This is a genomic window from Flavobacterium tyrosinilyticum, from assembly GCF_023656565.1.
GTDB lineage: Bacteria > Bacteroidota > Bacteroidia > Flavobacteriales > Flavobacteriaceae > Flavobacterium > Flavobacterium tyrosinilyticum.
The window spans coordinates 585956-611582 of record NZ_JAMOKG010000003.1; the positions used below are offsets into that span (position 1 = coordinate 585956).

The 25627-nt window shown below is 32.8% G+C and carries 19 protein-coding genes; 5 read left to right on the top strand and 14 right to left on the bottom strand.

Translation table 11 applies throughout. The features are described 5' to 3' along the window. Nucleotides 1-91: 91 nt before the first annotated feature. Complete coding sequence (locus NCC77_RS16845) at nucleotides 92-1822, bottom strand: glycoside hydrolase family 43 protein (RefSeq protein ID WP_250836644.1); 1731 nt, start codon at nucleotides 1820-1822, stop codon at nucleotides 92-94. 417 nt (nucleotides 1823-2239) lie between these two features. Here NCC77_RS16845 and NCC77_RS16850 point away from each other — a divergent pair, with 417 nt between their 5' ends. From NCC77_RS16850 to NCC77_RS16870, 5 genes are all read left to right on the top strand, one after another. After that, nucleotides 2240-3040, top strand: a complete 801-nt coding sequence (locus NCC77_RS16850; RefSeq protein WP_250836645.1) for a helix-turn-helix domain-containing protein — start codon at nucleotides 2240-2242, stop codon at nucleotides 3038-3040. A gap of 89 nt (nucleotides 3041-3129) precedes the next feature. After that, complete coding sequence (locus NCC77_RS16855; protein WP_250836646.1) at nucleotides 3130-3954, top strand: hypothetical protein; 825 nt, start codon at nucleotides 3130-3132, stop codon at nucleotides 3952-3954. A gap of 321 nt (nucleotides 3955-4275) precedes the next feature. After that, the gene (locus NCC77_RS16860) at nucleotides 4276-5262 is read left to right on the top strand and encodes an SDR family NAD(P)-dependent oxidoreductase (protein ID WP_250836647.1); all 987 of its coding nucleotides are present in this window, start codon (nucleotides 4276-4278) and stop codon (nucleotides 5260-5262) included. A gap of 76 nt (nucleotides 5263-5338) precedes the next feature. Further along, entirely contained in the window at nucleotides 5339-5920 is a 582-nt protein-coding gene (locus NCC77_RS16865) for a TetR/AcrR family transcriptional regulator (protein WP_250836648.1), read from the top strand. 50 nt (nucleotides 5921-5970) lie between these two features. Then, nucleotides 5971-6762, top strand: coding sequence for an SDR family NAD(P)-dependent oxidoreductase (locus NCC77_RS16870; protein WP_250836649.1), 792 nt, complete (start codon nucleotides 5971-5973; stop codon nucleotides 6760-6762). 62 nt (nucleotides 6763-6824) lie between these two features. On the opposite strand, the gene NCC77_RS16875 is transcribed toward NCC77_RS16870, so the two are convergent. From NCC77_RS16875 to NCC77_RS16935, 13 genes are all read right to left on the bottom strand, one after another. Next, entirely contained in the window at nucleotides 6825-7832 is a 1008-nt protein-coding gene (locus tag NCC77_RS16875; protein ID WP_250836650.1) for a VOC family protein, read from the bottom strand. A gap of 50 nt (nucleotides 7833-7882) precedes the next feature. Then, complete coding sequence (locus NCC77_RS16880) at nucleotides 7883-8740, bottom strand: SDR family oxidoreductase (RefSeq protein ID WP_250836651.1); 858 nt, start codon at nucleotides 8738-8740, stop codon at nucleotides 7883-7885. A 163-nt stretch (nucleotides 8741-8903) separates the two neighbouring features. Then, nucleotides 8904-9482 carry a Crp/Fnr family transcriptional regulator gene (locus NCC77_RS16885; RefSeq protein WP_250836652.1) on the bottom strand — a complete coding sequence of 193 codons (579 nt, stop codon included), beginning with the start codon at nucleotides 9480-9482 and terminating at the stop codon, nucleotides 8904-8906. A 157-nt stretch (nucleotides 9483-9639) separates the two neighbouring features. Then, the gene (locus NCC77_RS16890; RefSeq protein ID WP_250836653.1) at nucleotides 9640-11037 is read right to left on the bottom strand and encodes a DHA2 family efflux MFS transporter permease subunit; all 1398 of its coding nucleotides are present in this window, start codon (nucleotides 11035-11037) and stop codon (nucleotides 9640-9642) included. Between the two features lie 152 nt (nucleotides 11038-11189). Then, on the bottom strand, nucleotides 11190-15878 hold the full coding sequence (locus NCC77_RS16895) for a hypothetical protein (RefSeq protein WP_250836654.1): 4689 nt from the start codon (nucleotides 15876-15878) through the stop codon (nucleotides 11190-11192). Nucleotides 15879-15969: 91 nt separating this feature from the next. Continuing rightward, nucleotides 15970-18426 carry a TonB-dependent receptor gene (locus tag NCC77_RS16900; RefSeq protein WP_250836655.1) on the bottom strand — a complete coding sequence of 819 codons (2457 nt, stop codon included), beginning with the start codon at nucleotides 18424-18426 and terminating at the stop codon, nucleotides 15970-15972. A gap of 7 nt (nucleotides 18427-18433) precedes the next feature. Then, complete coding sequence (locus tag NCC77_RS16905; RefSeq protein ID WP_250836656.1) at nucleotides 18434-19777, bottom strand: PKD domain-containing protein; 1344 nt, start codon at nucleotides 19775-19777, stop codon at nucleotides 18434-18436. A gap of 80 nt (nucleotides 19778-19857) precedes the next feature. Continuing rightward, nucleotides 19858-21150, bottom strand: a complete 1293-nt coding sequence (locus NCC77_RS16910) for an IPT/TIG domain-containing protein (RefSeq protein ID WP_250836657.1) — start codon at nucleotides 21148-21150, stop codon at nucleotides 19858-19860. A 31-nt stretch (nucleotides 21151-21181) separates the two neighbouring features. Further along, nucleotides 21182-22018, bottom strand: coding sequence for a hypothetical protein (locus NCC77_RS16915; protein ID WP_250836658.1), 837 nt, complete (start codon nucleotides 22016-22018; stop codon nucleotides 21182-21184). Nucleotides 22019-22186: 168 nt separating this feature from the next. Further along, nucleotides 22187-22423 carry a bacteriocin immunity protein gene (locus NCC77_RS16920; protein WP_250836659.1) on the bottom strand — a complete coding sequence of 79 codons (237 nt, stop codon included), beginning with the start codon at nucleotides 22421-22423 and terminating at the stop codon, nucleotides 22187-22189. Between the two features lie 188 nt (nucleotides 22424-22611). Then, entirely contained in the window at nucleotides 22612-23019 is a 408-nt protein-coding gene (locus NCC77_RS16925) for an SMI1/KNR4 family protein (protein ID WP_250836660.1), read from the bottom strand. A 248-nt stretch (nucleotides 23020-23267) separates the two neighbouring features. Next, nucleotides 23268-24254 carry a hypothetical protein gene (locus NCC77_RS16930; RefSeq protein WP_250836661.1) on the bottom strand — a complete coding sequence of 329 codons (987 nt, stop codon included), beginning with the start codon at nucleotides 24252-24254 and terminating at the stop codon, nucleotides 23268-23270. A gap of 311 nt (nucleotides 24255-24565) precedes the next feature. Beyond that, nucleotides 24566-25627, bottom strand: a complete 1062-nt coding sequence (locus tag NCC77_RS16935; RefSeq protein ID WP_250836662.1) for a PQQ-binding-like beta-propeller repeat protein — start codon at nucleotides 25625-25627, stop codon at nucleotides 24566-24568.

Consider the following 25627-nt stretch of genomic DNA (forward strand, 5'->3'; position numbering starts at 1 on the left):
CTTTGTCAAAATCAATTACTGCATCAAAGTTGTTTTTTCGGATTCATGCATTTGAGCCCGATTCCGTAATCCTGCTGTTGTTTTTTGTATTTTATTTCGGAATTGCATTATTGAATGCAGTAGCATATAAACCTACTAAAGATCCTGTAAATCCTCCCGCTACATTTGTTGAAAGGATATCTCCTGAGACTGCGCTTCCCAGATTTTGAAAATCGGCACCATTTAAAGCGTAACTAAACTGATAATTATCTCCTGTAGCTTTAACTTGAAAACGCATTGCACCCTTAATCTCAATTTTTGTACTGGCTACAATTTCAGATTGACCATTTTCTGTTCTTTGCAGTAGAACATAAGTATCTTTTCCTTTTTTAGTTATTCCAAAAACATAATTGAAATGTTCATTTTGAAGACATACTATTCCTGCCAAATCTTTTTCAGAGTTAGGTTTATACTCTAATGTGGTTTCAAAAGAAAAATTATTGTGCTGCTGTCTGTAGAATAATGTCGAAGTTGGTTTTAGTTCTTTGATATTTACCGGAAACGGATTAATCTGCAATCCTTTTTTAACAATAGAAATAAAATGCTCTCTCGGGCCTCTCAATCCTATCCATCTGTAATCTAGTTTTTCTGAGGTAAAATTCTCTGTAAATGTAAAATTGCCATTAGGAAAAAAACCGTCTTTACCCGTTTTGTTTTCTACCCCATTTGGCATTTTTAATTTTGGTACCATTGGAACTAAACCATTTTCAAAAACAGGAAAAGTCCCCGACCAATCTACGGGCAACATAAACGTTTCTCGTCCTGCATTTACTCTGTCTTTTTCATTTGGACGAATTCCTAAAAATACTCCATAATATTTATTATCAGGACCTAGCACTAAATCGGCATGTCCTGCCCAATCTACTTTATTGGGTCTGTTTTGAGGGAAATATCTTTGAGTAAGAATCGGATTATTGGATGATGGCTTAAAAGGGCCTTTTGGACTATCGCTAATAAAAATAACTTCACTATGATTTCCTCCTGTACCTCCTTCGGCACACATTAAATAATAACGATTGTCTTTTTTATATAAATGAGGAGCTTCTATCCATATTGGTTCCTTAGAAAGATCAACGCCACCATCTACTATAATTTTATCTGTACCAGGAATAACCTGATCTTTCTCTAAATCGTATTCCCAGACTTTAATCACACGATGACCCTCATACAATTCTTTCCCTTTATCTGGAGCATCATTGTGTACCACATAACCTTTACCATTATCATCAAAGAAAATAGAAGGATCAATTCCGTTAAAAGCCAATTTAATTGGACTTCCCCATCCTTTTTTCGGATCTTTAGTTTTTACAATAATATTTCCCATATTGCCCGTAAATGCCGTTACAATCATGTAGAAAGTGTCATTATGAGAATTATAAGTAATTCCCGGCGCATAAACCCCAGCACTGATACCCGTATCATGAGGATTAAACTCTGAAACATTATTCAATACTCCACCTAAATCAGTCCAGTTTACCAAATCTTTAGAATGAAAAATTGGCACTCCTGGAAACATGGCAAATGAAGAGCATACCATATAGTAATCGTCTCCTTTTCTTGTAATGGCTGGATCTGGATAACATCCTTGAAGAATTGGAGAATAGAATTCATCGGGCTTTAAGGGATTTTTTTTATAGATTTCATCATCTCCTTGATAGGTAACACTAGAAAAGACCGGAGATCGCTTGTCTGCTGTTTTCTTTGATTTTTTCTCTTGGGCTGTCAGGGAGAAAAAACATAAAAATCCCATAACAAATAAAAAAGATATTTTTTTTGTGATCATTGGTTAATTATTAAAATTGGTTTTGTTAGCTCAGTTATTTTAACACTTAAAGATCTGAAATGAAACAGCAATTTATAAGTGTATTTATTAAAAATATAAAAAAATATCAATCAAACGCAATCGGTTGTGTTATTTATTTTTATGAACTACAAAAAAAATTACATTAAAAAACATATTTATCATATAATTAAGCGTAAAAAAGTAAAAATATCGCAAGTCCAATTTCAACAGGTTGCCATTCCTCACAACATAATGAGCAGATATTTCCTTTTCAAAATAGCAGTCTATTTAATGAACAAATTTTATCTTTAAAAAATAATGAACGATCAACGATAGTGCAAACTTTAATTTGCTACTTTAGTTTTTTCAATACTATTCCAAAAGAATAACCTTTACCAATTACCTCAAAGAGAACAAATGAATCTGGATTTTTATCAGCCTAAAAATGAAATTTTAAAAAAATATATTGAAGGATATTACTTTATTTCAAAAGATAAAAATTCGGGCTCTGTACAATATCTCACCTTTCCTAATAATTTCTGCATTCTAACCACCAATGAAGATCTAGATGTTGAAATACAAAATAACGAAGTCATTATAAAATCATCGTCAGATAAAAATATCATGACCTGTGTAGTTTCTCGTTATACTAAGCCTATTAAAATTCATTACAAAGAGCTTATAAACGAGGTCACAATTTACTTTAAGCCATTAGGAATAAGTCAGTTTTTATCCGATTCAAAAAGTATTTTTTCAGAAGGCACTATTTTGGACTTTACTTTTATGCCCGACTTTAATGCTAAAATGATTGAAATTTTCAGTTTGGATAAAGACAGACAAAGTCAGGAGCTTGAAGATTATTTGCTTTCGAAATTACAAGTCAAAGATTTTTCTTTAATTGAAAAAATACTTGCCGATATTGAAACAGATGAAAAGATTGAAGAAATCGCTCTTAAACATCAAATGAGCAGGCAATATTTGAATAAGCTTTTTACAAAACATATTGGCAAATCGCCTTCAGAGTACCGAAAAATTCATCGTTTTAGAAACTCAATTCTTAAACAAAAGCAAAGCAAAAATTTTTCTGAGTTGTCTCAATACGATTTTTACGATCAATCTCATTTTATTCGAAACTTTAAAGAGCTCACAAACAGGAATCCACAAATCTTTTTCAAAAATATAAATACAGAAAAAGAAAATATTTGGCTGTTTGTTTAAACAGTTTCCATTTGTACAATTCTGCGATTTTGGGATACTATACTTTTACCTCATACCAAATAATGTAAAACAAAAAAATCCCAAAAAATATGAACTGGCAAAAAATCCATCTTTTTTTACACACCTTTTGCAGATACTTTCTAGCGACAATCATAATCTTATATGCTTATGGTAAAATATTAAAAACCCAATTCGTATCGCAGCCCAGCGTGTACGATATGCCTATTGGCTCTCTAGATGGTTTTCGCCTTACTTGGTATTATTATGGTTACTGCAATTGGTACACGATTGTTATTGCCGTTACTCAAATTATAAGCTCGTTCCTGCTCTTTTTTAGAAAAACAACACGAATAGGGATTATTCTTTTCCTAACTTTTATGGTCAATATTCTTCTAACAGATTTTGCTTATGATATTAATGCAAAAGAGATTGCGATAACATTAACTTTAATGGCATTGTTTGTACTATTTTCTGATTATAAAGTCTTTCTAAAATATTTTTTGGAAGAACCTCCATTGTATCAAAACAGTGACAGACCCAAATGGATGAATAAGATTAGCGCAATAAAATTCGTTTATATTCCTGCTGTATTCATTGGTTTCTTTATCATGTTCAGTATTATGAAAACCAAATACATGTCACAAGACGATTTTTACGGAACTTGGGAAAATCTTCAAACTAAGGAAAGGTTGCATTTTGAAATCATGAATCATTTTCAAATTAACAAAACAGATCGACTAGATAGCATTGTAAATGGAGAATACTCGTTTACAAAAGATTCTTTAACTTTAAAAACTAATAATAACTCGCAGCATAAAACAAAAAACTATCTAAAAGGGAAATACATTTTGCATAAAGCAGATCTAATTATTACAACTAAAACTGACAATCTAAAATTTGTAAGGATTAGATAAATAACTTGATAGACAAAAACCCTCTTAAAATCTCTTAATTAAGCAATTAGCAAGCGTAATTATATAACAGCGTCCGAATAGTTTTACTCTAATTTTATATTTCAATTAGACGGAAAAGCTATTTCGTTGCTAAATTACTTGCTATGCTTTTTTTAAATCAAAAAAATAGAATATTCAGTACGAGAACATCTGAGAAAAAATATATCTTAAAAAATAGTTCTAGCAGAACAAACGAAAAGCGCATTATTATCTTGTCTAAAAAAGCAATTTGAGTAACTCACCGCAGTAAAAATGCGCTTTTACGCAATTAATATTTAGGATATGAAAAATGCAGAAAAATATACCAATGCTCTAAAAGGAAAAACGGTTGTTATAACGGGTGCTAGCAGTGGTGTCGGCCGTGCAGCTGCAGAAGCTTTTGCTCATGAAGGATGCAATTTAGTCCTCGCTGCGAGAGGTTGGAAAGGTATTAATGAAGTTGTAGAATTTTGCCGAGCATTAAATGTTCATGTTGTGGGCGTTTCGGCAGATACGTCTATAGCTGAAGATGTAGAGAAAGTTGCCGCAGAAGCCCTTGCTATGAGCGGTAAAATCGATATCTGGGTCAATAATGCCGGAGTGATGGCAAGCGGAAAATTTGAAGAAATTCCGTTAGAAATTCATCAGCAGGTTATAAAAACCAATTTATTTGGATACATGCATGGAGCTTACAATGCAATCAAAATTTTTAAAGATCAAAATCACGGTATTTTAATTAATAATGTATCAATTGGCGGCTTTATGCCTGCGCCTTACAGCGCCGTGTATTCTGCATCTAAATTCGGTATTAAAGGCATGATGGAATGTTTGCAGGGAGAAATCTCTAACCACAGATATATTCATGTTTGCAATTTGTATCCTCAGTTACAAAATTCTACAGGAAATCTTCATTCTGCCAAGTATTCGGGCTTTGATATAAAAATTCCTTTTATTGCTTCTGATCCACGCGAAACTGCAGCTAAAATGGTTTATTTGGCAAAACATCCTAAAAAAGATTTGTTTCCCGATTTTAAAGCGGCGGCAATTACTAATACTTATAAATTATTTCCAAAATTAATTAGCAATACATCATCGACAGCGCTTCGTCTAAAAATGAAACTTAACCCAAATAAGGAGAACAATCCTGGAAATGTGCTTACCAATTCTAAAGAACCCTTAAGAGTCTACGGGAATCCACCTTCAAAAACAGATTCTAATTTTACCAAAACCGCAATTATGGGATTAGGTATCGCAGCTGCGTTATTTTTAGTTCTTAAAAAATCTTCTTAAAGGATTACATTAAAAAAAAATTGGCTGCATAATTATTTTTATATAATTTTGTATCGATCATTACAAAATAAATAAAATGAGAGGCAGACCCACAATCTATGAAGATTCCAATATTATAAAAAAGGCTCAGGAAGTTTTTTGGCAAAAAGGATATAGTGCAACCTCTTTAAGTGATTTACAAAAAGCAACTGGAGCTGGAGCCGGAAGCTTCTACAATACTTTTAAAGGCGGTAAAAAAGAAGTTTTTAAAAAAGCTATTGAAGAACGCAGACTAGCTTTTGATGCTTTTAAAAATGAATTGGCTAAAAGTGATTCCCCTTTAGAATTAATTAAAGATTTTTTTAGAAGTATTGCAGAAGCTGACACAAATGAACATTTGAAGGGATGTATTATCGCTAATACCGTTGTCGAAATGACTTATATAGATGAAGATCTTGAAGCCAATGCTGTACAGATTTTAAAAGAAGTCGAACAAATGTTTACAGCAACCATAAAAACGGAACAAACAAAAGGAAACATACAATCTAAAACTTCTCCTGAGATTCTAGGAAAATACCTCATCACGTTTTGGTGCGGAATTAATACGCTCCGCAGAATGTATCCTGACAAGAAAATATTAAAAGATCAGATCGAAATGCAATTAGCTGTTATCAGCTAATTTTTTTGACTATTTATGTATCAATCATTACAAAAATAAATAATAAAAAAATGGATTTAAAATTAGAAGGGAAAAAAGCTTTCATCAGCGGATCAACTCAAGGAATTGGTTTTGCAATTGCACAACAATTATTAAATGAAAAAGCAGAAGTAATTATCAACGGAAGAGGTGAAGAAAAAACAAATCTGGCAGTCCAAAAATTGAAAACTGAATTTCCAAACTGCAAAGTGTCTGGAATTCCAGCAGATTTTAGCAAAAAAGAGGAAGTAGATGTACTATTAGGCCAATTAAATAACATCGATATTCTAATTAATAATGTTGGCCAATTTGATCTAAAAAACTTCGAAGAAATTGAAGATGAAGATTGGTATAAAATATTTGAAATTAATGTGATGAGTTCTGTTCGTCTTTCTAAGAAACTTTTACCACAGATGCTGGAGAAGCAATCAGGAAGAATTATTTTTATAAGCAGTGAATCTGGAGTAAATATTCCAGGCAATATGATTCATTATGGAATGACTAAAGCCGCAATGACTGCTGTGAGCAATGGCTTATCTAAACTAACCATTGGAACAGAGGTAACCGTAAATACCATTCTAGGCGGACCAACTTATTCTGACGGAGTTGCAACTGTTATAGAACACATAGCATCCCTGCAGAATATCGAAGTGGAGCAAATGAAAAATAGTATTGTACAGCAAACCAATCCGCATTCTTTATTGCAGCGTTTTATAAATCCATCTGAAATTGCATCGCTTGCCGCTTATCTTGCAAGCCCGCTTTCTTTGGCAACAAATGGAGCTTCTCTACGAGCAGATGGTGGTGTTTTAAAAACCATTTAATAGAAATTTAAAAAGCCAGAACTTATTGTCTGGCTTTTTAAACTTTCAAAATCAATTAAAAGTTATTCTTTTTGGTCAACAAAAACATACAGTTTCTGAACTTTACCATTTTCGATAACAAACAAGTCCATACCGCTTACCACAGATGGTTTTGTTTTTGAACCAAACTGCCAATACAAACGAACTATATTATGATTGGTTTCGACAGATTTTGCTGTAAATCTAAAATCAGGGTTTTTAGTTTGAAGTTCTACGATAAATTTACTGATATCTTCAATTCCTTCAGCAATAAAATGACGATCGACCATTTCAACATTAACCGCATAAACTTGATTTAATAGCGCTTTGCGTTTCAACTCCTCTTTTTCATTCCAGATTTTAAGATGGTTTTCTACTATTGACGCGTTCTTTTTAGCATCGAAATCATTTGCAGAAACTTTTTTCATTGCTTCATTTTTTGGAGACCATAATAGTGTTTTTGGATTCGTTTTTTCATATCCTTTTCCATTAGGATACGAAACCAATTCCATTTTAGATCCCCAAGGCGTTTCAAAATAAACCCAAGTTTCTCCTGCTGTATCACCAGAAGGCATTGTAAAAGGTTCTCCTATTATTTTTATGCCTTTGCTTTTTAAATATTCTACAGATGCATTAATATCTTTTACATAAAATGCAATATGAGATGCTCCAATATCATCTGTATTGGGGTGTGTTTTGCTTCCTTTATTGTCTGCATACTCAAACACTTCTATATTTGCTCCGTTTCCTGCATTGATCATTTTTATGGTAACGGCTCCAGTATTTGGATTAATGTGATTTAGTTTTTTCCAATCAGCGTCAAGCGGAATTGGGCCTAATTGAGTTACGGGCGTAAAACCAAGTACATCATTAAAAAATGTAACGGCTTTATTAAGATCAGGAACATTGATTCCCACATGATCGATTCCGACAATTCCCGCACTAGTTTGTGCAACTGTTTTTTCTGAAGCAGAAAAGAGTATTAATAAATTAAGCATTGCAGCTGCTGAAGTTTGGACTTTTTTATTTGATTTTATATGCGTTGTTTTCATGATTATTTTGAATCTAAGTAAATTATTAAAATGTGCTTTTAAAGGGAAAATTAATTGGTGTAAGCTGCTACCCATTTTGCTTTAATATTGGCACGGGATTCTATAAATTCTTTATCGGTTCCTTGAGCAATGGCGTCTAACGGGAAACGAAGCGGTCTCTCTCCTTTTTTCATATTTACCAATTCTAAAATACCATCCGCAATGGTTTGCGGATTCATATCGAACTGGGCCATTTTACCAAATAATGCAGTTCCTAAAGCATTGAATTTTTCGGTTGCTGCATCTCCATATTCTTCAATAATTGCTGTTTTATCTGCATGAATACCCGCTTTAGATCCGTTATTCATTTCTGTTGGATAAACTCCTGGCTGAATGCTTACGTTTTCAATTCCGTAATCGGCAAGCTCGTCTTGCAATCCTTCTGTAAAACTTTCAACCACCAGTTTTGATGCTATATACGGAACCATAAATGGAAGTGTGTGTGCGCTGGCTCCAGTTGTAATGTTAATTACGAGTCCGTTTCTTTCTTTTCTCATAGAAGGAAGCACTGCTTGATACATGCGGAGTACGCTGTAAACGTTTACATCAAACATTTTACGAACCTGATCAATAGAATATCCTTCCAGCAAACCAAAACCGCTTACCGCTGCGTTATTGATTAAAACATCAATTTTTCCGTATTTAATCAATACTTTTTCGATAGCTTTAGTAACTGATGCATCATCTGTAACATCGATATCTACTACTTCAATGTTTTCTATTGCTTGCAATTCTTTCGCAGCAGCGGCATTTTTATCATTGGTATTTCGCATTCCTGCAATTACAGAATGACCTGCGTTTGCTAGTGTTACAGCTGTTAATTTTCCAAAGCCTGTACTTGTTCCTGTAATGAAAATTGTTTTTGACATGATTTCTACTATTTAAATGTTTATAATGTTTGTTTCTTTTGAACATTACAAAGTTGCGATGAATGCAAAACCTGTACATTGATTAGAAATAAGTAAAAACTTGATATAGATCAAGAGTGGGAAGAGGCCATAAAAAAAGGAGCTTTAAAAGCTCCTTGTACATTTATTTCTTTGCGGTTTGTTTTCGAATACGACTTAACGTTTCTGGTGTCATACCCAAATATGAAGCGATCATGGTTTGAGGAATTCTCGAAGCAAAACCTGGATACTTGCTTATAAAATTCAAATACTTTTCTTCGGCCGTTAAAGTCAGTGAGGCTTGAATTCTATTTTGAGCGGCAATAAAACTTCTTTGAAGAATAGCATTTACCATATTGTTAAATGCTGGAATTTCTTTGCATAGCAATTCAAAATTCTCATGAGTAAAAAGAACAAGCTCGGTATCTTCAATAGCATCAATATTAAAACGTGAAGGCTGCTGCATCATTAAACTTTCCCTATCTCCTGTCCACCAATTTTCGATACTGAAACTATTTACATGCTCACTACCTTTTTCATCAACGGTATAAGTTCGAACACAGCCTTTTGTAATAAAAGCATCGTATTTCCAGACATCTCCTTCTTGAAGCAGATATTGTCTTTTACGCAATTTTTTAATTATAGCAAATGATTGAATACGTTCCGATTCTGCCTGAGTCAGTTCTGTTTTTTCTTCTAGATACTTTTGGAATATTTCATACATAGTATGTAAAATTATGCAAAAGCCATTTGAAGAACAAATCTTGATTGCAAATAAAACTTATACTTTTAAAGAAGAATAACTTAATCCGAAACAAGTTAGATTGATTCGATAAGTTGTGTGTTTTTTTGAAATCAAAACTTGCTTATGCAAAGTAAAATTACATATACCCTCCTCCATCTGTTTTACTTAATTTTGAAAAAGTAAAGCTTGAAAAGATGGTAAAAACAGCCAATGCAATAAAAGTATATTGAAATGCTTTTGAAGCATCTAAATTGAAAATTCCGTCCTGAAATAAAGAAAGCGCAAGACTCGCCACAGAAACTCCAAAACTTACTGAAAGCTGCTGCATAATAACCAACATCGTATTTCCGCCGCTCGCTGTATCTTGATCTAAATCTGAAAGCGTAATGGTATTCATGGCAGACATTTGTATAGAAGTGAAAATTCCGTAGAATATCATCAGTAAAATATAGTATCCAATTGGTGTTTCTTTCGTTACAAATCCGAGAATAATCAAAACAATTCCCAGCAAAATGGTGTTGCTTATCAATACTGTTCTGTAGCCAAAAAACTTTATAATATTTACCATAAAAGGCTTAACAGCAACATTTGACAAGGCAGAAGGCAACAGCAATAATCCTGATACTGATGCCGAGTAACCAAAACTGGTTTGCAACATAAGCGGTAAAAGCAATGGCAATCCGCCAATTCCGAGTCTAGTAATTAAACTTCCCATCAATCCTATTTTTAAGGTTCTAATATTTAGAAGATGCAGGTCGATTATGGGTTTTTCCGTTTTTTTATAATGAATATAATAAAAGAGAGAAAGCAGTCCGAAGAGAAACAATAAACTTAGAATTACAATCATGTGTGGTCGTCCGTTTCCAATAAGTTCTAAAACCAAAGTAATAGAAATTAGTGCCAAACTGAAATAAACCAATCCTCTAAAATCGAATCTTCCTACTGCGTGCTTAAAGTTAGGCATAATGCGATATGCCATCGAAATTCCGATGAAACCAATTGGAATGTTTATTAGAAAAATCCAATGCCAGCTGAAATTATCCGAGAGAAAACCTCCTAAACTTGGACCCGCAACCATTCCCAACAATCCAAATAAGGTTATAAAATTCATTGTTTTAAGCAGTTCGTTTTTGGGGTATTGGTACAAAATAGCCAATCGGGCAATTGGCACCATCATGGAAGCACCAACGGCTTGTAAAACACGTGCCATATTAAGCGTATTCAAATCAACTGAAAGGGCACAAAACAAAGATCCCATGATAAACAGAAATACGGCAATCATAAACATGGTTCTGGTGCCAAACTTATCTGCCAGCCATCCGGAAAGCGGAATAAACATGGCTAATGTGAGTGTGTAGGTTACAATAACCGAATCCATTTCGGTTGCCGAATATCCCATATTTTTGGCTATTGAAGGCAGCGAAGTATTAAGAATTGTACCATCTAATGATTGCATAAACATTGCAATTGCCGTTACCCAAGGAAGCAGATATACCGCATTTTGTTCTTTCTTTTCTTCTTTATTATTCAGCATCTTTTAGTTTTAGACAAAAGCTTGATTTGTAAGTTTTATGTAAATTAATAAAAAAAAGCGCTCCAAAGTGTTAAATCTAATTGTCTAAAATAAAAACCCGTTTGAGAATTCTCAAACGGGTTTTTAAAGTTATTTAGTGTTCTTTATAGAATTTACCTAAAATCGGCTATATTTTTATACTTATAAACAAACTCATTTGCTTGCTTATTTCCTGGCAGATTATACTTTACTACTATTTCATAATTTCCATGTCTCATGAATTGGAAACTACTATTATGAAATCGTTGAGAAAGTGCCATAATACCAGCATCTCCGTTAACGTACGAGTTAACTATTTGGTTGTTTAGGTCAGCCCAGTCTTCTTTATAGAAAAATGGCATATTATAATTAAATGGAAAATTTCCTTTTGTATACGACTGATTGATATTGTTTTCTAAACTAACCGTATAATAAGAACTAAGCGGAATTGCTTTGGCTGGAACTACACCCAACTCGTTAGTGTCTCTATTGGTTATCGTGAAAGTACCATTTAAAGGATAATCTTTGTATAAATACGGATAAATATCTACTAGATAATATTGATCATTCAACTTAGATTCTGCTGTTATTACGGCTCTATTATCACTATAAGCTACACCCATAAGGTCAACTATATCAAAGGCTTCCTGACTCGAAATAGTATTACTCAAATAAATTACATCTGAATCTAAAATTCCGAAGTTATAGTTTTGAGTACTAATCGCATTCATCTTAGACGCAAAAGTTCTGTACTTACTGGTATTGAATGAATAAGTTAGACGTTCGATAGTTCCTTCAGTTTTAGACACGGCATCGGCTTGATTTTCTTTTATTTGTATGTCGTTGCCTTCATCGCTAATGGTATTTGTTTTTGTATTCGCTGCTGTATTCCTTGTTACATTCTGCTTTAAATTACTAACGATAGAGAAATTATATTTCTTTTCCTGATCGATATTTGGCAAGTTATAATAGACTTCATTTGAAGTAGTATCATAGTTAAACGCAACCGCTTTTGCATTAGGAATTCCGTCTTGCTCTACCTTTATACTAGTTTCCCAATTAGAGTCTTCAAACAAATAATCCTGACCACGCTTCAACTGAATATATCCTTTTGGATACTCTTCTTCAAGGAAATATTTTTGCTCTACAATTGGATAAGAGTATTTAATGTTATTAAGCGGAATATGGTTTGGCGCACCTCCTGTTGTAAATATTCTTTCTTCAAATTCTGTGGCCACTTTTCCGTCTACTTTGATAGGTTGGAAAGAACCATTTACCATTTTTTGGAAACTTACCTCAACTTGAACTTTCAGCTCTTTATTTGGAGGAAGAATGTCGCTTGAGACAAAATTAACTCTGTCTTTAGTTGTACTCCATTCAAAAACCCCAGGAATTTCTTTTGTTCCATCAAATACTTTGAATTTCTCTAAAATTATTTTGTAGGTCACATCACCCGAATCTTCAGGGATTACAAAAGCTTCGTTAACTTTCATTGAAAATGCAGCTTGTGGCACAGCAAAAACATCAATATCTGTCGAACTTTGCTTTGGCGTTACATCAGTTATTAATTTAATTCCTCCGAGTGGCGATGGATTTTCAAATTGACATTCTTCACCAATTTCAAATTTAAATCTGAATTTTCCTTTTATCAGTCCACCTAAAATATTCATGTTTCCAGCCATATAACCTCTCATCCAAACTGGATTTGGCAGTTTTGCTTGTAATAAAACTGCGGCTCCTCCAGAAATAATTGGAACCTTTAATTTTAAGAAAGATAATTTAACTCTAATTCCAAGTTCTCCTTGCAAGTAAGCATAAGATTGTCCGTTAGCGTACCAACCATTTATACCTACACGACTTCCTGTGTTGGAACATCTTGCTTCCTGATAATCTTTAAGCATAATATCGAATCCCATTCCTGCTTGAAAACGTGCGTAGAAAAGTAAGAAGCTTAAATCTCCTGTATCAAAATCTAGACTGGCTCCAAAGGCTATACCTCCTCCATTTGCCAATTCATTTTCGTTACGCATATAATCCAGTTCTTTTAAATCGACACCCAAAATTTGAGCTACTTGTGGAGGTGGCGCCGGACTGCCCGGAAGCACCGTTCCTGCCATAAAATAACTTGTAGTTTTTAAATACATACCAGCAACTCCAATTTTAATTCCGCATCGGTCTTTTGGTGTTCCCATGTACATGTACCAATCTTTTGGATCTTTATGGAAAACTCCCCAAACGGCTCTTCCTCCTTCTCCAATTCCCGAAAGGAAATTTCCTGGTGTATTGATATAGACATCGGTAGTGGCGTGCATCGATTTGTTTTCGAAATCAAATTCGACAGCTGCTGCCATTTTTATTCCTACTGCAGCAGATAAATCTCCAGGAATTGCTTCTTTAGCTTCTGGAATATATTTGCTGGCAAAAGATCCTTTAAGGTCATTTTCTGTAATTCCTAAAAAGCTTTTCTTAGCGGTAACATTTGAAGCTACTTTACCCATTAAATCGGTAACATTTTTAAGCCCTGGAATTTTAGCCATAACATTGGCTTTACCAAAAATAGCTAATCTGTTTATTCCTCCTTTTGAGTTAAATGCCATTTCAAATCCAGCTTCACCATCGCAAATTGTTTCTGCTCCTACGTGAAAATAAATTAAAGCCTTAATTCCTAAACTTATTTTCTCATCTGGCGTGTAGCTTAATCCGGAAGGAGAAAATTCGCCAATGGCAATATCTTGATTTCTATGCATTTTGTAATAGGCTCCTCCACCAAAACCTGTAATCATAAAAGGCACACCTGGTGTTGGAGGAAACTTAACCGCTCCATCAAAATACCAATATCTAAAAGTAGTACGTCCGAAAATTGCTTTTGCTTTTACATTCACAACATCCACAACGTCGACTTCAACATCTGCATTAAATCCATCTCCGTAAACAGGGTCTTTTTCCATTAGAATAAGACCTCCTTTAATGGTTAATCCGCTGAACTTACAATCTATATGGATAGCCGAAAGATCCAAACCAGCGTATCGGCTTCTTTGCCTATACCCATCGTCGTACATCTTACCCTTTATTCCAATTCTTGCGGTTGCTCCTGCTCCAATACTTTCCATTAAATTAATTCCTAAATCAAAATCAATTCGGGAATCATCTCCATTAATGGCTACGTTAATGTTTCCGATAGAAACAGGGAAATTACCAAAACCAACAGTCCCTTTGTATCCCATATTTCTAACAGAAATGATAGGCGAAACCGTCTGTAATTGCAGGTTCTCAAACGTAATTCCTTTAAAGTCTACTGTTTTCTTACCTTCTACATCTTTATCGTCTGTTGCTCCTTTATTGGTTCCAAAAGAAACCGAACCGTTTAGATTAGCTTTAGGCAAAAATCGCCCGTTGACTAATTTTAACTCGACAGAACTATTGGGCAGCAATAATGCTTTTGCTTTCCAGATGTCAAAAGCTATGGAATCTTTAGTTATCACAACCAATTGTTGCTCTTCCATAGAAATAAATCCGTTGTATTCTAAACCAGCCCTATTGGTCTGTTTTGGTTTAGCAGCATCGGTTCCTGTTGCAGCAGCCGTTCCTGTATTGGTTGCAGGAGTTGTAGCCGTTTCTTTTTTCTCTGGCGCAGCTTTACTAATTGGTAAAAGAATCTGTCCTTTTAAATTTGCTTTTACAAAAGTATTTGCCGCAATAGTCACATCAATATGGTCTAACGAATAAGCCCATGATTTTTCCTGACTGGTTATTCCTCGATCTAAAGGAAAAACATTATCTGCATAGAAAGTTCCCGAAACTCCAAATTTATCTATAATAAGATTTTGTGCCCCCACATGAAGCCTTTCTTTACTTGATGCCGTATCGGTTGTTTGAAATTCCTTGGGCAGACCTACGTCAAAAGTCTGGACAAAAACTCCTTTCCACGATTCCTGACTTGGAACCAAAAGCGAATTTTTTGCATAGTATTCTGGAAAAACAACTACAGGATCATTTTTTAAATCACTTAAATCCAATACTGCATTGCTTACCAAAAACTGGAAATTACCATCAAAATCTTTTCCGTTTCGTTTGTCTTTTAATACAAAAGGCTGCAGACTTACATTTAATAAAATATCATTCCAGCTGCCCGCTGTAAAGCTAAACTCTCCTCTAACTCTATTAGGTATTGCAACCGTTTTTCCGTTATAATACGTTTTTGGAACTGTAGTTTTTGCTTCGTCAACCGTTTTGGTCAACGGATCGATTGGCAGAATTAGATCTCTCGAAAACTCAACAGCGCCAGAAATCTTCATTTCTTTAAAACCATCACAATCAATCTTTACATACGTTAGATCGTTTACCTTTCCAGTTGCCATTTCGAAACCTCCGTATAAAGAAACCTGCCATTTATCCTCATTAAAAGGAATATCAACATTGCCTAGCAATACCAATTTGGCTTCACCCATAATACCTCCTTGATGCGATAATTTAACATTATCTGCTCCAAAGAAAAGCTGCATGGGCTGTCCAGTTTTTTTATCTTTCTGAGGAATATCAACTCTACAAAAAACAGTCAGCGTAGTATATTCTGACGTAAAAGTAGCCTTTGTAATTCCGATAGAATATTGAATATTATTTACCGTATTACGAATACCAATAGGCAGTTCTACCAAATCTTGATTTGAGAATTTATCTACCCAACGGTCAGCGGCTTCAATCTTTTGTATCGAACTTGAAGCTACACTTAATTCTTTTGGTGGCTGAATTTCCTGCCCATAAGAAAAAACAACCGAAAGCAAGATCAGCAGTGTCGCAAAATGTATTTTGTAATTTTTTTTCATAAGCAAATCATTCTGTTTTTTTGAAAAATAAAGCATACCGACTTCTTTTATATTTTTACTCTTTCGAACAGCAAAAGAGTTTATTTGACTATTAATTATTCTTTAAAAACTTAAAATCGACTTCTCCATCCTTCACATTTTTAACTGCTAAATCATGATAGAATGGAATTAGTTTGATTTTTATTTCTTCGATTATTGCCGCATCTGTTTTCTTCTCTTTCATCATTTTAAAGAAATCTCCTAGCTCTTCTTTATTAAAAGCAGAAAGGTTTTCATTTTGACGAAGCTGATCTACAGGTGTATTTGAAAGTATTCCAATCTCATCAAGCATCCAGCGATGAACCATTAAAGGCTGTAATTTTTTATTTTTTCTGTCTACCAGTTTTAGATACGAATTATAACTCACTTTATCTGTGACGTCTTTTTCATCTACACCATGCATCTTATGTTTGTTTACTCTTCCTAGAGCCATCACGTAATCATTCTCGTATCCTTCGTCTTTACGAACCATTTCTTCTCTTAAACTTTTTACCGTTTCATGAATGTAATTGTCGTATTTATTTAAGATGTCATTATTTAAATCGTATGCTTTTAAATAATTCAAGGCTTTTTCTTTGAAGCTATCATCATCTGGCGTCAAAGTAGTAAGTGTCAGGAGATGTTGCAATTCTTCTGAATCTTCTTTTGGCATCGGACGAAGCGATGACTGCATATCTTGAAGTTGCTGTATAATTTCGTCTCTCGTTCCTTCGTAAGTCTTGTCTTTATGATTTATTTTTAGAATAGGATTTAAAACCTCTTCTTTTTCTTTTTTAGGCTCTTTTTTGGCAGGAAGCTTTATTTTATCCAACGAACAGGTGTAATTTAAAGTAGCCGTCAAATCATTAAATTTCTCTGTATTCGTGCTGCTTCTAAACATCGAAATAACATTTAAACCAAAATTATGCCTTTGATACATTACGTAACTATTATTGAACTTGATTCCAAATACAGAACTTGAATTCATATTTCCTTGCGAATTATTATAAAGAAATCCAAGGTTTGTATTTAGCTTGTCTTTGAATAGTTTTTTTGAAGCTCCAACTGAAGCTCCCATAGATGAATTATTGTTTCGGCTTACTTCATTTTTGGTATAGTTAAGCGAACTGTTTAAAGCGACTTTCGTTGCCAGAAAACTAACCGTATGCGCTAAGTTATAATTTTGAACCGTGCTCGCCTGACCTTTTCTAATCACGCCTCCTTGCTCGTTGGCCTGACCCGCAATACTATAATTAAAGTTTAAATTTTGATTTCTTTTTTTTCCGAAAGCATAAGACATATTCACATTAGCATTTTGAGATAATTGCCTGTAATCTAAAGTGTCTGCCTGCACTACATTTGGATTATTTATAAGTTCAAACTGATCTAATTTTTTATTGGTATAAGTAGAAAAATTAGAATAACTACCCGTAATGTTAATTTGATCTGTTACTCTATAATTCATGTTGATAGATCCTACAACACGTTTTGTATCTTGTTTTTTAACTTTTTCTAAATCGTCTTTTTGAAATCCTAAACTGGTCGAAACTGTAATTTTATCCTGATAAAAAGGTCTCGCAAAACGCAACGCGATGTTTTCTAAATCATTATTAAAATATAATGCACCAAGGGTATTATAATTAGGATCAATACGCTCGTAAGTTAATCCGACAGTGCTTTTCTGAATATTATAATCGAAATTAACATTGAAAGCGTTCATATAACTCGTACTTTCTTTACCAGAAAATATTTTATCTCGAAAACCTCCACCCGAAATACTTTCACTTCTAGTATCATCTGTTAATACAGATAAGGCATACTCGACATTTAAATTTAAATTTCTCACTACCGAAGTGCTAAAAATCAAACTGTTTACAAAGTTTTCTTTTGGCGTAACTCCGTTATCATTTACCATGTTTAATGAACTGGCATCGTCTTTGGCATAAAAACCAATCCAGCCTAACTTGTACTGCGCTTTCTCAAAACCTACTTTTGCTCCATAACCAAAACGCTGATAAATTGGAATTCCCCCTGAAGCATTTTCTGCTGAAACGGCTTTAAGGAGCTGTCCTCCCATTAACGACACTTTAAACGGGCTGTTTGGCGTCAGTTCTAATCCGACTCCTTTAAATGGATAACCACTTAATGTATAAGGTGAAAATGTCATACTCACATTTCCAATATAAGCCTTTACCCATTTGTATTTGGGCATAATACTTAATCTGTTAAAATCAAATGGGGCAGTATATCCTAAATTATCTCCTTGGTTGGTAAAACTATAAAACAACGGAACGCTAAAATTAAAAGCACTAATATTCAAACTCCCTGAAAACAGATAAGTGAAAGGTTCACGTGAATTTTCCATATTAGAGTTGTAGTACATCATATTGGCATTAATATTACCTGTCACCTTAAAATTAGGTTTATAAAAATTCTGCAAATCTATATCCTGTGCATATCCTTTCCCGTAAAAACAACAGGCCAAAACAATACATAACCAAAACAAGATTTTATTCTTCTTTATCTTCATTTACCGGTTATTGTTTTTGAACTTTGATGTCGCATAAAATATAAGAACTTGCACCGTTCTTTACCATTTCTTTTATTTTAATGGCGCCTTTTCTGCCGTCTTGTGTTTTAAATAAAATAATTCTCGGATAAGCAAAACCAAATTCTTGTGCGCCTCCAGCGCTATAATTTATGTTTAATGCTTTTATAGGCGTGTCATTTACCATACTGTCGAATTGTGCTTCGGTAAAATTTAAACCACAATTGCACAAGCTTTGAGAATTTACAAAAATGGTGCTTTGTGCATTTTTTAATGCTAAAAATCCATAGTTATTGGCCTGATCTGGAGAGACGAATCTGTTGTATGTAAAATTGCTGTTTAGACCTTGGAATACAATATCTACTAGACTGCTATTCTCATCGTTAATTTCGTTTGCCATATAAACTTCGCGTGTAACTGTCGAGAACATGGCACCAATATTATTGCCGTTATGTGCTGTGTTAATTCCTAATTTTACATTAGTAAATGTTCGCAGATTTGTATCGGGCAGAACTGTAATAGTCGATTTGAAAATCTGACTTGTTTTATCATTAAAAGCTTCTAAAGTCACTTCATGAGCGCCTGCACTTGTAAAAACCACAATTGGATTCTCTTCTGTAGAAACAGCTGGATTTCCGCCTTCAAATGTCCATTTGTAATGGGTTGTGCTGACAGATTTATTTGTGAAATTAATTGTTACAGGAGCTTCATAATCATCATCTTCAAACTTTGGCTCATAGGTAAACAAACTCACCAAATACGGAGCAACAGTAATGGTTTTAATCTGTTTTTCAGATTCAAAACCGTTTGATACAGTCAAAGTTATCATGTGTTCTCCAGGAGTTGTAAATACAACATTTGGTGGTGTTTTTCCTGAAAAAGAAGCTGGCGAACCATCTTGAAATTCCCAATTAAAAGTCAAGCCTTCTCCAATAGTCGAATTCTTTAAAATTACCTCAACAGGAGAATAGTTGCTTTTTACAATTTCATGTGTAAATTCAATATTAATACCTTCTTTTATTACAACAGTTTGAGTAAATTCTCGACTCTCACCATCTACATTTTTTGCTATTACTTTGATGGTATAAGTTCCTTGTTTGCTGTATAAAATCTCGCCTGGATTTTTAGAATTTGAAACAGAAGGATTTCCGCCCTCAAATGTCCATTCATAAGTATCTGCACCCGTTATTTTATTATCGATTTTAATAATAACGGGTATAGATTCATCCTGATCAACATACGAAGTCGTGAACTCACCTTCTATAACTATAGCAGTTTCCTGATAACAAGAAGTAATAACGAAAAGTAAGAATAAGAGTAAAGTTTTTTTCATTCAGTGTATTTTAAAACACTGCAGCTATTAAAAAACTGCAGTGTTTTTTATTCTCTATTTTGAATTCTATTGATTAAAAATTACAGATAACGCTTGATAATCTTATCTATAGAAATAGCCCAAACAATATTGTTTTTATAACCAATTGCTTTGATCGCTTGCGTATTTGTGTAATCAAGTGTCCATGTTTTAGCTCCATCTACTGTTTTGTAAATTTTGTTTTCTAAAACTGCCCAACCTGTATTAGCATCTTTAAACGCCAATTTTGTGAATTTTTCTCCACTATAAATTTTAGTCCAAGTATCGCCGCCATCTGTAGTTTTGTATATAGTTGAGTTATTAATTAAAAAATAACCATTTGCCTTATCTGCAAAAGATACTTCTGCCGCTATAGTATTTGGTTCACTTGCAAAATAATGTTCCTTCCAACCATCAGTTTCATTATTTTTAAATAAAATAAAAGGATAATATATATTTTCCACTTTTTTCATACCAATAGCCCAAATATGATCATTGTCAATTTCATCAGATTTGGTTATAGATCCTGGCTCGAAACCTTTATCACTTAAATGAGCATCATAGACTTGTGAAAACTCAACTCCATCAGCTGTGCTGTAAACATCTCCGTATGTAGTAATAATAGTTCCCTTTTTCATATCATCATCAACATAAACAGAGTAATAAATACCCTTTGTTGTTGCGCTAATAAATTCCATTGTTGGAGAACCTCCAACTGGTACCTTTTGAATTCCAAATGCTGTATCTGCCCAGCCTTCGTCATTTTTAGTAGCCGAAAAAGCCCCAGAAAAACCAGTTCTTCCCCATTCTACAAAAGTAATACCTCCGTCAATCGTTCTGTAAACTCCACTTGCTCCATAATCAGCCATAGAATAGTACATTATTTTATCGCTAACGACTTGAACACTATAGACTTTATTTTCATTTTTCAGAACATTGTCCATTGTAAACCAATCAGTAGTAGATGATTTAGGTAAAACGCCTATATTTCCTTTATAATCATTCTTAACTTCATTCGTAATGGTTCTATTTTCAATTGTTAAAGACAATTGTGGCACTAGTTTTTCAGTTGACGGCAGTTTGAATACAATCTCAGTAGCTGTCGACGAAACAACTGTTGCAGAAACACCATCAAAAGCAATTTTAATATCGCTTATCTTATCGGAAAAATTTTCACCAAAGATTGTAATAGTTTCTCCAGCTTCTCCAAAGTTTTTAGAGTAGGATGTTACTTTTGCTGCTTTTATTACAACAACTGGCGGTTCTGGAGTTGAAGTGCTATCTGAATCCGAGCTACAGCTACCTAGTACCATAAAAAGTTGCAATACTGCGGCTAATAAGACTGTTTTTTTCATTTTAATTATTTTATACATTTTTTTTTAAATTCTATTTAGACTGACTTCCTAAAGTATATCCATTTCCAACCAAAACTCTCACAATATTCATTGCTGTTATATCTTTGCTCATTTTGTAACCTGTAGGGTTTCCTCTATTGTCGAAAGTCGCTTTGAACACTTTCCCATTGAATGTAATCACCTCCTGATTTAATAGTTTTTCATATCCTGAAAACATACCGCCTCTGGCAAACCAAGTTCCTACTAAATTATTATCTAGATCCATTACTTCATATTTTAAATCTCCATTTTGAGAAGGTGATGTTACTCTGATAAACCCGATTCTTTTATCGTCTATATCTTTATTTTGTGCCTTAACGCTAAAGATTGTACCATAATCATCAATCGCTAACTGATAAGTATCTGCAATTTTACCAGCATTATCTATTTCGCCTTGAACCCCTAAACGTTTTGCGGCTATACCTGCTGATTCACCGTTGATAAAACTTTCAATTGCTTCTTTGTTTAAACCTTCTGCTCCCACCATACCTCTATCCAATAATTCATAGACTATACTACGGTCGTAATTGAAGGCACTGAATTTTCTGCTTTTGTTCTTAAATTCTAATTCGTTCGATTTCCCCGTCGCTTCATCTTTAATTTCAATCCATGGCAATACCATAGAATCTTCGTTTGGAGCTTTCTTTAGTTCTGCCGTAATTGAATAACTTTTATCTAAACTAAAAATGGTAAAAAGAGGTTTTTTACCTTCTACAAAACCTATTGTTTTTTCGTCTAGTTTTAGTTCTCCTTTATCAATTTTTAATTTTTGCGCAAAACCACCAATGCTAATTAGAATTACTATTAGGGTTAAAAGATTTTTTTTCATGTGAAAATTTTTATTTTTTGTTTTTTGTTTTTTGTTTTTAAAAATATTATCGCTTCTTAACAACAACAATTCTTTATGTTTATGTTTTTATTTCTAATTAATATTGAATATAATCTGCTTTTTCTTGTCATCAACTTGCCAGCAGGAGCTAATAAAATATTTTTCTTTTTATAACTGAATCGCTTTATAACTTAAAGCTTTATCTACCACTTCTTCAACTGTTGGGTTATATTCTGCTATATTAAACTTTCTAGCATTATAATTTTCAGGATAATAAAATAAATTTGCTCCATTTGGATGAGGAACATTTTTACTAAACAACTCATACATAGGGTCTATCTCCTCTTCTGTTCCTTCACAGTTTACTATTTTTCTACCTAATTCAATTAGTTCTTCTCTTGTCATTGTCATTGTGTTTGTTCACTAGTAATATTCTCACAATAGTAGGAAAAAACCTTTAACTTATGATTGATGCATTTTTTTTTAAATTCTACTCGATCTCGAAAATATTCAAAGTAATGTTATGGTCTAAAATTAGCATACTGCCACTCGAAAGGATTCGTACGGTAGCTGAGACAATGCGAAAAAAAAAATCAAAAATCCATGCCCAGATCTTCCCTAAAAAATTCTTGAAATGATTTGTTTGTATCAAAAATTTCACCTGAAACATGATCTATTTCAATAACCGTCGGATCAGTTTTTGATAAATCGAAACCAATAAAATCTCCTCCAAAACTATTTCCAAACAAAACAATACTTTCATCAACCGCATAATCATTTTCCAATCCAATTTCATAAAAATCAAATACAAAATTTTTAATTTCATACTGAGAATTCTTAAACTGTCCTCCTCCAATTTCTTTAAGAAAATCAATGAATTCCTCAGGAATATTATTCCTAAATTTCTTTATTTCTAAAACTTCTTTTTCAGAAATAATATATCTATTTTCTTCTAAGAGATTATTTTTTTTCAAATAATATATTTCTTTTGTATATCTCATAAAACTTTATTTATTCAACCATTCATGTAACTCCGCTATGCGAAGTCTCCAGACTTCGTACTCTCTCCAATCTCTTATAAAAATGTATTTATTTTATTTCAATGAACGTTTTTATATTACAATATCACTTTGCGTTCTCAAGTAGGATGCTTGCGCTAGCAGAAGAACTCTTTAAACATTCTTGTTCTTTTAGAAATTTCAAAGAACTTTTAAAAATCCACTACGATTGATACAATATCTTTAAAATTCTATTCGATCTGAAAAACATGCAAAGTATTATCAGAACAATGCACATATAATCGACCATCTACGATCTTAATTTTTTGAATGTTATTATTAATTTCATCTTGAATTTTAATTTCTCCGTTCCAAACTAATTTCTTCAACTTTAAATCTAAGACCCCTAATTTATTTGTAGTATAAGAATGTCCATCCACAAAATACAAATAATCACCATATACCACTGATGTGTTCCAATGAATACTTAGTTTTAAAGGAGTTAAAATATCTTTAAAATCAAGTTCTATAATTTCATTACTATTTAGATCTAATACCTTAATTAACTCATAACTGGCCACATAAATTCTATCATTTAATAACATTAAATTACCAGCCAAGTCTTGGTACACATTTACAACTGCACCACTATTTATATCCATGGAAATTGTTGCGACTTTTTTTGGATTCTTATCGTCTACTAAATACATAAAAATCTTATTTTCATAAATCAGCGTGTTTCCATATTGCCTAACATCTTCTCCTTGTAATAATTCAGAAAATGAATACTGCCATATTTTCTTTAAAGTATCTAAATCGTAAAAAGAATAAAAATCATTACCTCGAGACAAAAAGCTATCCTTAAACATTAAGAATAAACTAGAATCTTCGAAAAAAGGAATTTTCCTAATTACGGCACTTTCTTCTAATGAATAAATTACTAATTCCTGATTTGTAAAAACTAAATAATTATTATAATGAATACCGTTATAATAGTAATTACTTAATTGATCTATAATTGAAGTTTCTTTCTTTTTAGTATCGTAATAAAAATTTTCATCAGAAAATAATTTATCATTCACTATGAAAAGATCATCTGAGTTAAAATTTATTATTGTATCATTAAACTCTTCAATAACCCTTAAATTATTATTAAAAATAGTATATACATCATTTTTAATAATTTGAAATTTCTTTACTTCATTATATTTATTTAAAAATTGCATTGTATAATTCATCTTTTTTAAAGTTTTCAATTAATACATCAACAAAGTTATTTTTGTTAATCTGAGATGCCAAACTTGGAAATAATTGTTCAACCTTTTCAATTCCTTTATTATGCGAAGTCTCCTGACTTCGTAATCTTTCCAATCTCTTATAAAACTGTATTTATTTTATTTCAATGAACGTTTTTATATTACAATATCACTTTGCGTTCTCAAGTAGGATGCTTGCGCTAGCAGAAGAACTCTTTAAACATTCTTGTTCTTTTAGAAACTTCAAAGAACTTTTAAAAATCTACTACGATTGATACAATATCTTTAAAATTCTACTCGGTCTCGAAAATATGCAAAGTACTGTTATGGTCTAAAACATATATCTTATCACCTCCATACTTCATACTCCTAATAGCAGGAAATTTATTCTTGGCATCTTCTATTTCTCCACTCCATATAATTTCCTTTTTTGCTCTGTCGAAAACGGCAAAGCGATTATTATCACTGCCCTCATAAGCAAAAATCCTGTCAGCATCATGCCCTCCAATATAATTTAGATTGAGTTTGTGCTTAATAGAAGATTCTTTAAAACTATAACTGTCAAAATAGTCATTCTTTGAATTTATATCGAAAACGGTATAAAAATGCCTGCTCAAATTAAAAATCAAACCGTCTTTCTCATCTAAAACAGTATCATAACCGAAATAACCCTTAAAATCCTCAAAATCACTTTCGCCTACTATCATTTTCCCATTCTTGATATAGCGGGATTCCTCTCCTGTTTCTGTATTTAATGCTAATAATGCCCCGCTGTTTAATACCAACCAAAGTTCATTTTTATAAACTCCCAAAAATTTAATTACTTTCGCTTCTTTTTCTACTGGTGGTTCATCTATATAATCAGCCATTTGTTTCCAATTGTATTTGGCTCCTAAACTGTATTGCCAAAGCAATTTTAAATTTGAATCATCTAAGCAAAATTTAATATTTAAATCATCTTTTGTATAAATTAAAAAACCGTTACTTACTGTAAAAAAAATTAATCTTTCTTCTACTGTCCAAACTTTAGTAAATACGTCTCCAATTTGAATCTTCGAAGTAGAAAATTTATCACCATAGTAAACATAATTGTTTTTAATATCTTTAATTATTTGTTTATCAAAGATTTCAAAACTACTATTATTACCAACAAACCCTACTGGTTTTTCTAATGTATGATTAAAACAAATCCACTCACCTGAAGATTTCAATCCTGAGATTTCTTTTTGGGCATCGTATAAAACTTTTTGATCTTTATCATACAATACATTTTCTTTTATATATATTAATTCGCCTGAATCTTTCAATGAAAAAGTTTCCAACTTATTAATTTTATTGTTTAAAACAAATTCCAT

Excerpts from the sequence above, each read along its gene's own strand:
- NCC77_RS16845 (WP_250836644.1), bottom strand. The coding sequence starts at position 1,822 with ATGATCACAAAAAAAATATCTTTTTTATTTGTTATGGGATTTTTATGT.
- NCC77_RS16850 (WP_250836645.1), top strand. The coding sequence starts at position 2,240 with ATGAATCTGGATTTTTATCAGCCTAAAAATGAAATTTTAAAAAAATAT.
- NCC77_RS16855 (WP_250836646.1), top strand. The coding sequence starts at position 3,130 with ATGAACTGGCAAAAAATCCATCTTTTTTTACACACCTTTTGCAGATAC.
- NCC77_RS16860 (WP_250836647.1), top strand. The coding sequence starts at position 4,276 with ATGAAAAATGCAGAAAAATATACCAATGCTCTAAAAGGAAAAACGGTT.
- NCC77_RS16865 (WP_250836648.1), top strand. The coding sequence starts at position 5,339 with ATGAGAGGCAGACCCACAATCTATGAAGATTCCAATATTATAAAAAAG.
- NCC77_RS16870 (WP_250836649.1), top strand. The coding sequence starts at position 5,971 with ATGGATTTAAAATTAGAAGGGAAAAAAGCTTTCATCAGCGGATCAACT.
- NCC77_RS16875 (WP_250836650.1), bottom strand. The coding sequence starts at position 7,832 with ATGAAAACAACGCATATAAAATCAAATAAAAAAGTCCAAACTTCAGCA.
- NCC77_RS16880 (WP_250836651.1), bottom strand. The coding sequence starts at position 8,740 with ATGTCAAAAACAATTTTCATTACAGGAACAAGTACAGGCTTTGGAAAA.
- NCC77_RS16885 (WP_250836652.1), bottom strand. The coding sequence starts at position 9,482 with ATGTATGAAATATTCCAAAAGTATCTAGAAGAAAAAACAGAACTGACT.
- NCC77_RS16890 (WP_250836653.1), bottom strand. The coding sequence starts at position 11,037 with ATGCTGAATAATAAAGAAGAAAAGAAAGAACAAAATGCGGTATATCTG.
- NCC77_RS16895 (WP_250836654.1), bottom strand. The coding sequence starts at position 15,878 with ATGAAAAAAAATTACAAAATACATTTTGCGACACTGCTGATCTTGCTT.
- NCC77_RS16900 (WP_250836655.1), bottom strand. The coding sequence starts at position 18,426 with ATGAAGATAAAGAAGAATAAAATCTTGTTTTGGTTATGTATTGTTTTG.
- NCC77_RS16905 (WP_250836656.1), bottom strand. The coding sequence starts at position 19,777 with ATGAAAAAAACTTTACTCTTATTCTTACTTTTCGTTATTACTTCTTGT.
- NCC77_RS16910 (WP_250836657.1), bottom strand. The coding sequence starts at position 21,150 with ATGAAAAAAACAGTCTTATTAGCCGCAGTATTGCAACTTTTTATGGTA.
- NCC77_RS16915 (WP_250836658.1), bottom strand. The coding sequence starts at position 22,018 with ATGAAAAAAAATCTTTTAACCCTAATAGTAATTCTAATTAGCATTGGT.
- NCC77_RS16920 (WP_250836659.1), bottom strand. The coding sequence starts at position 22,423 with ATGACAAGAGAAGAACTAATTGAATTAGGTAGAAAAATAGTAAACTGT.
- NCC77_RS16925 (WP_250836660.1), bottom strand. The coding sequence starts at position 23,019 with ATGAGATATACAAAAGAAATATATTATTTGAAAAAAAATAATCTCTTA.
- NCC77_RS16930 (WP_250836661.1), bottom strand. The coding sequence starts at position 24,254 with ATGAATTATACAATGCAATTTTTAAATAAATATAATGAAGTAAAGAAA.
- NCC77_RS16935 (WP_250836662.1), bottom strand. The coding sequence starts at position 25,627 with ATGGAATTTGTTTTAAACAATAAAATTAATAAGTTGGAAACTTTTTCA.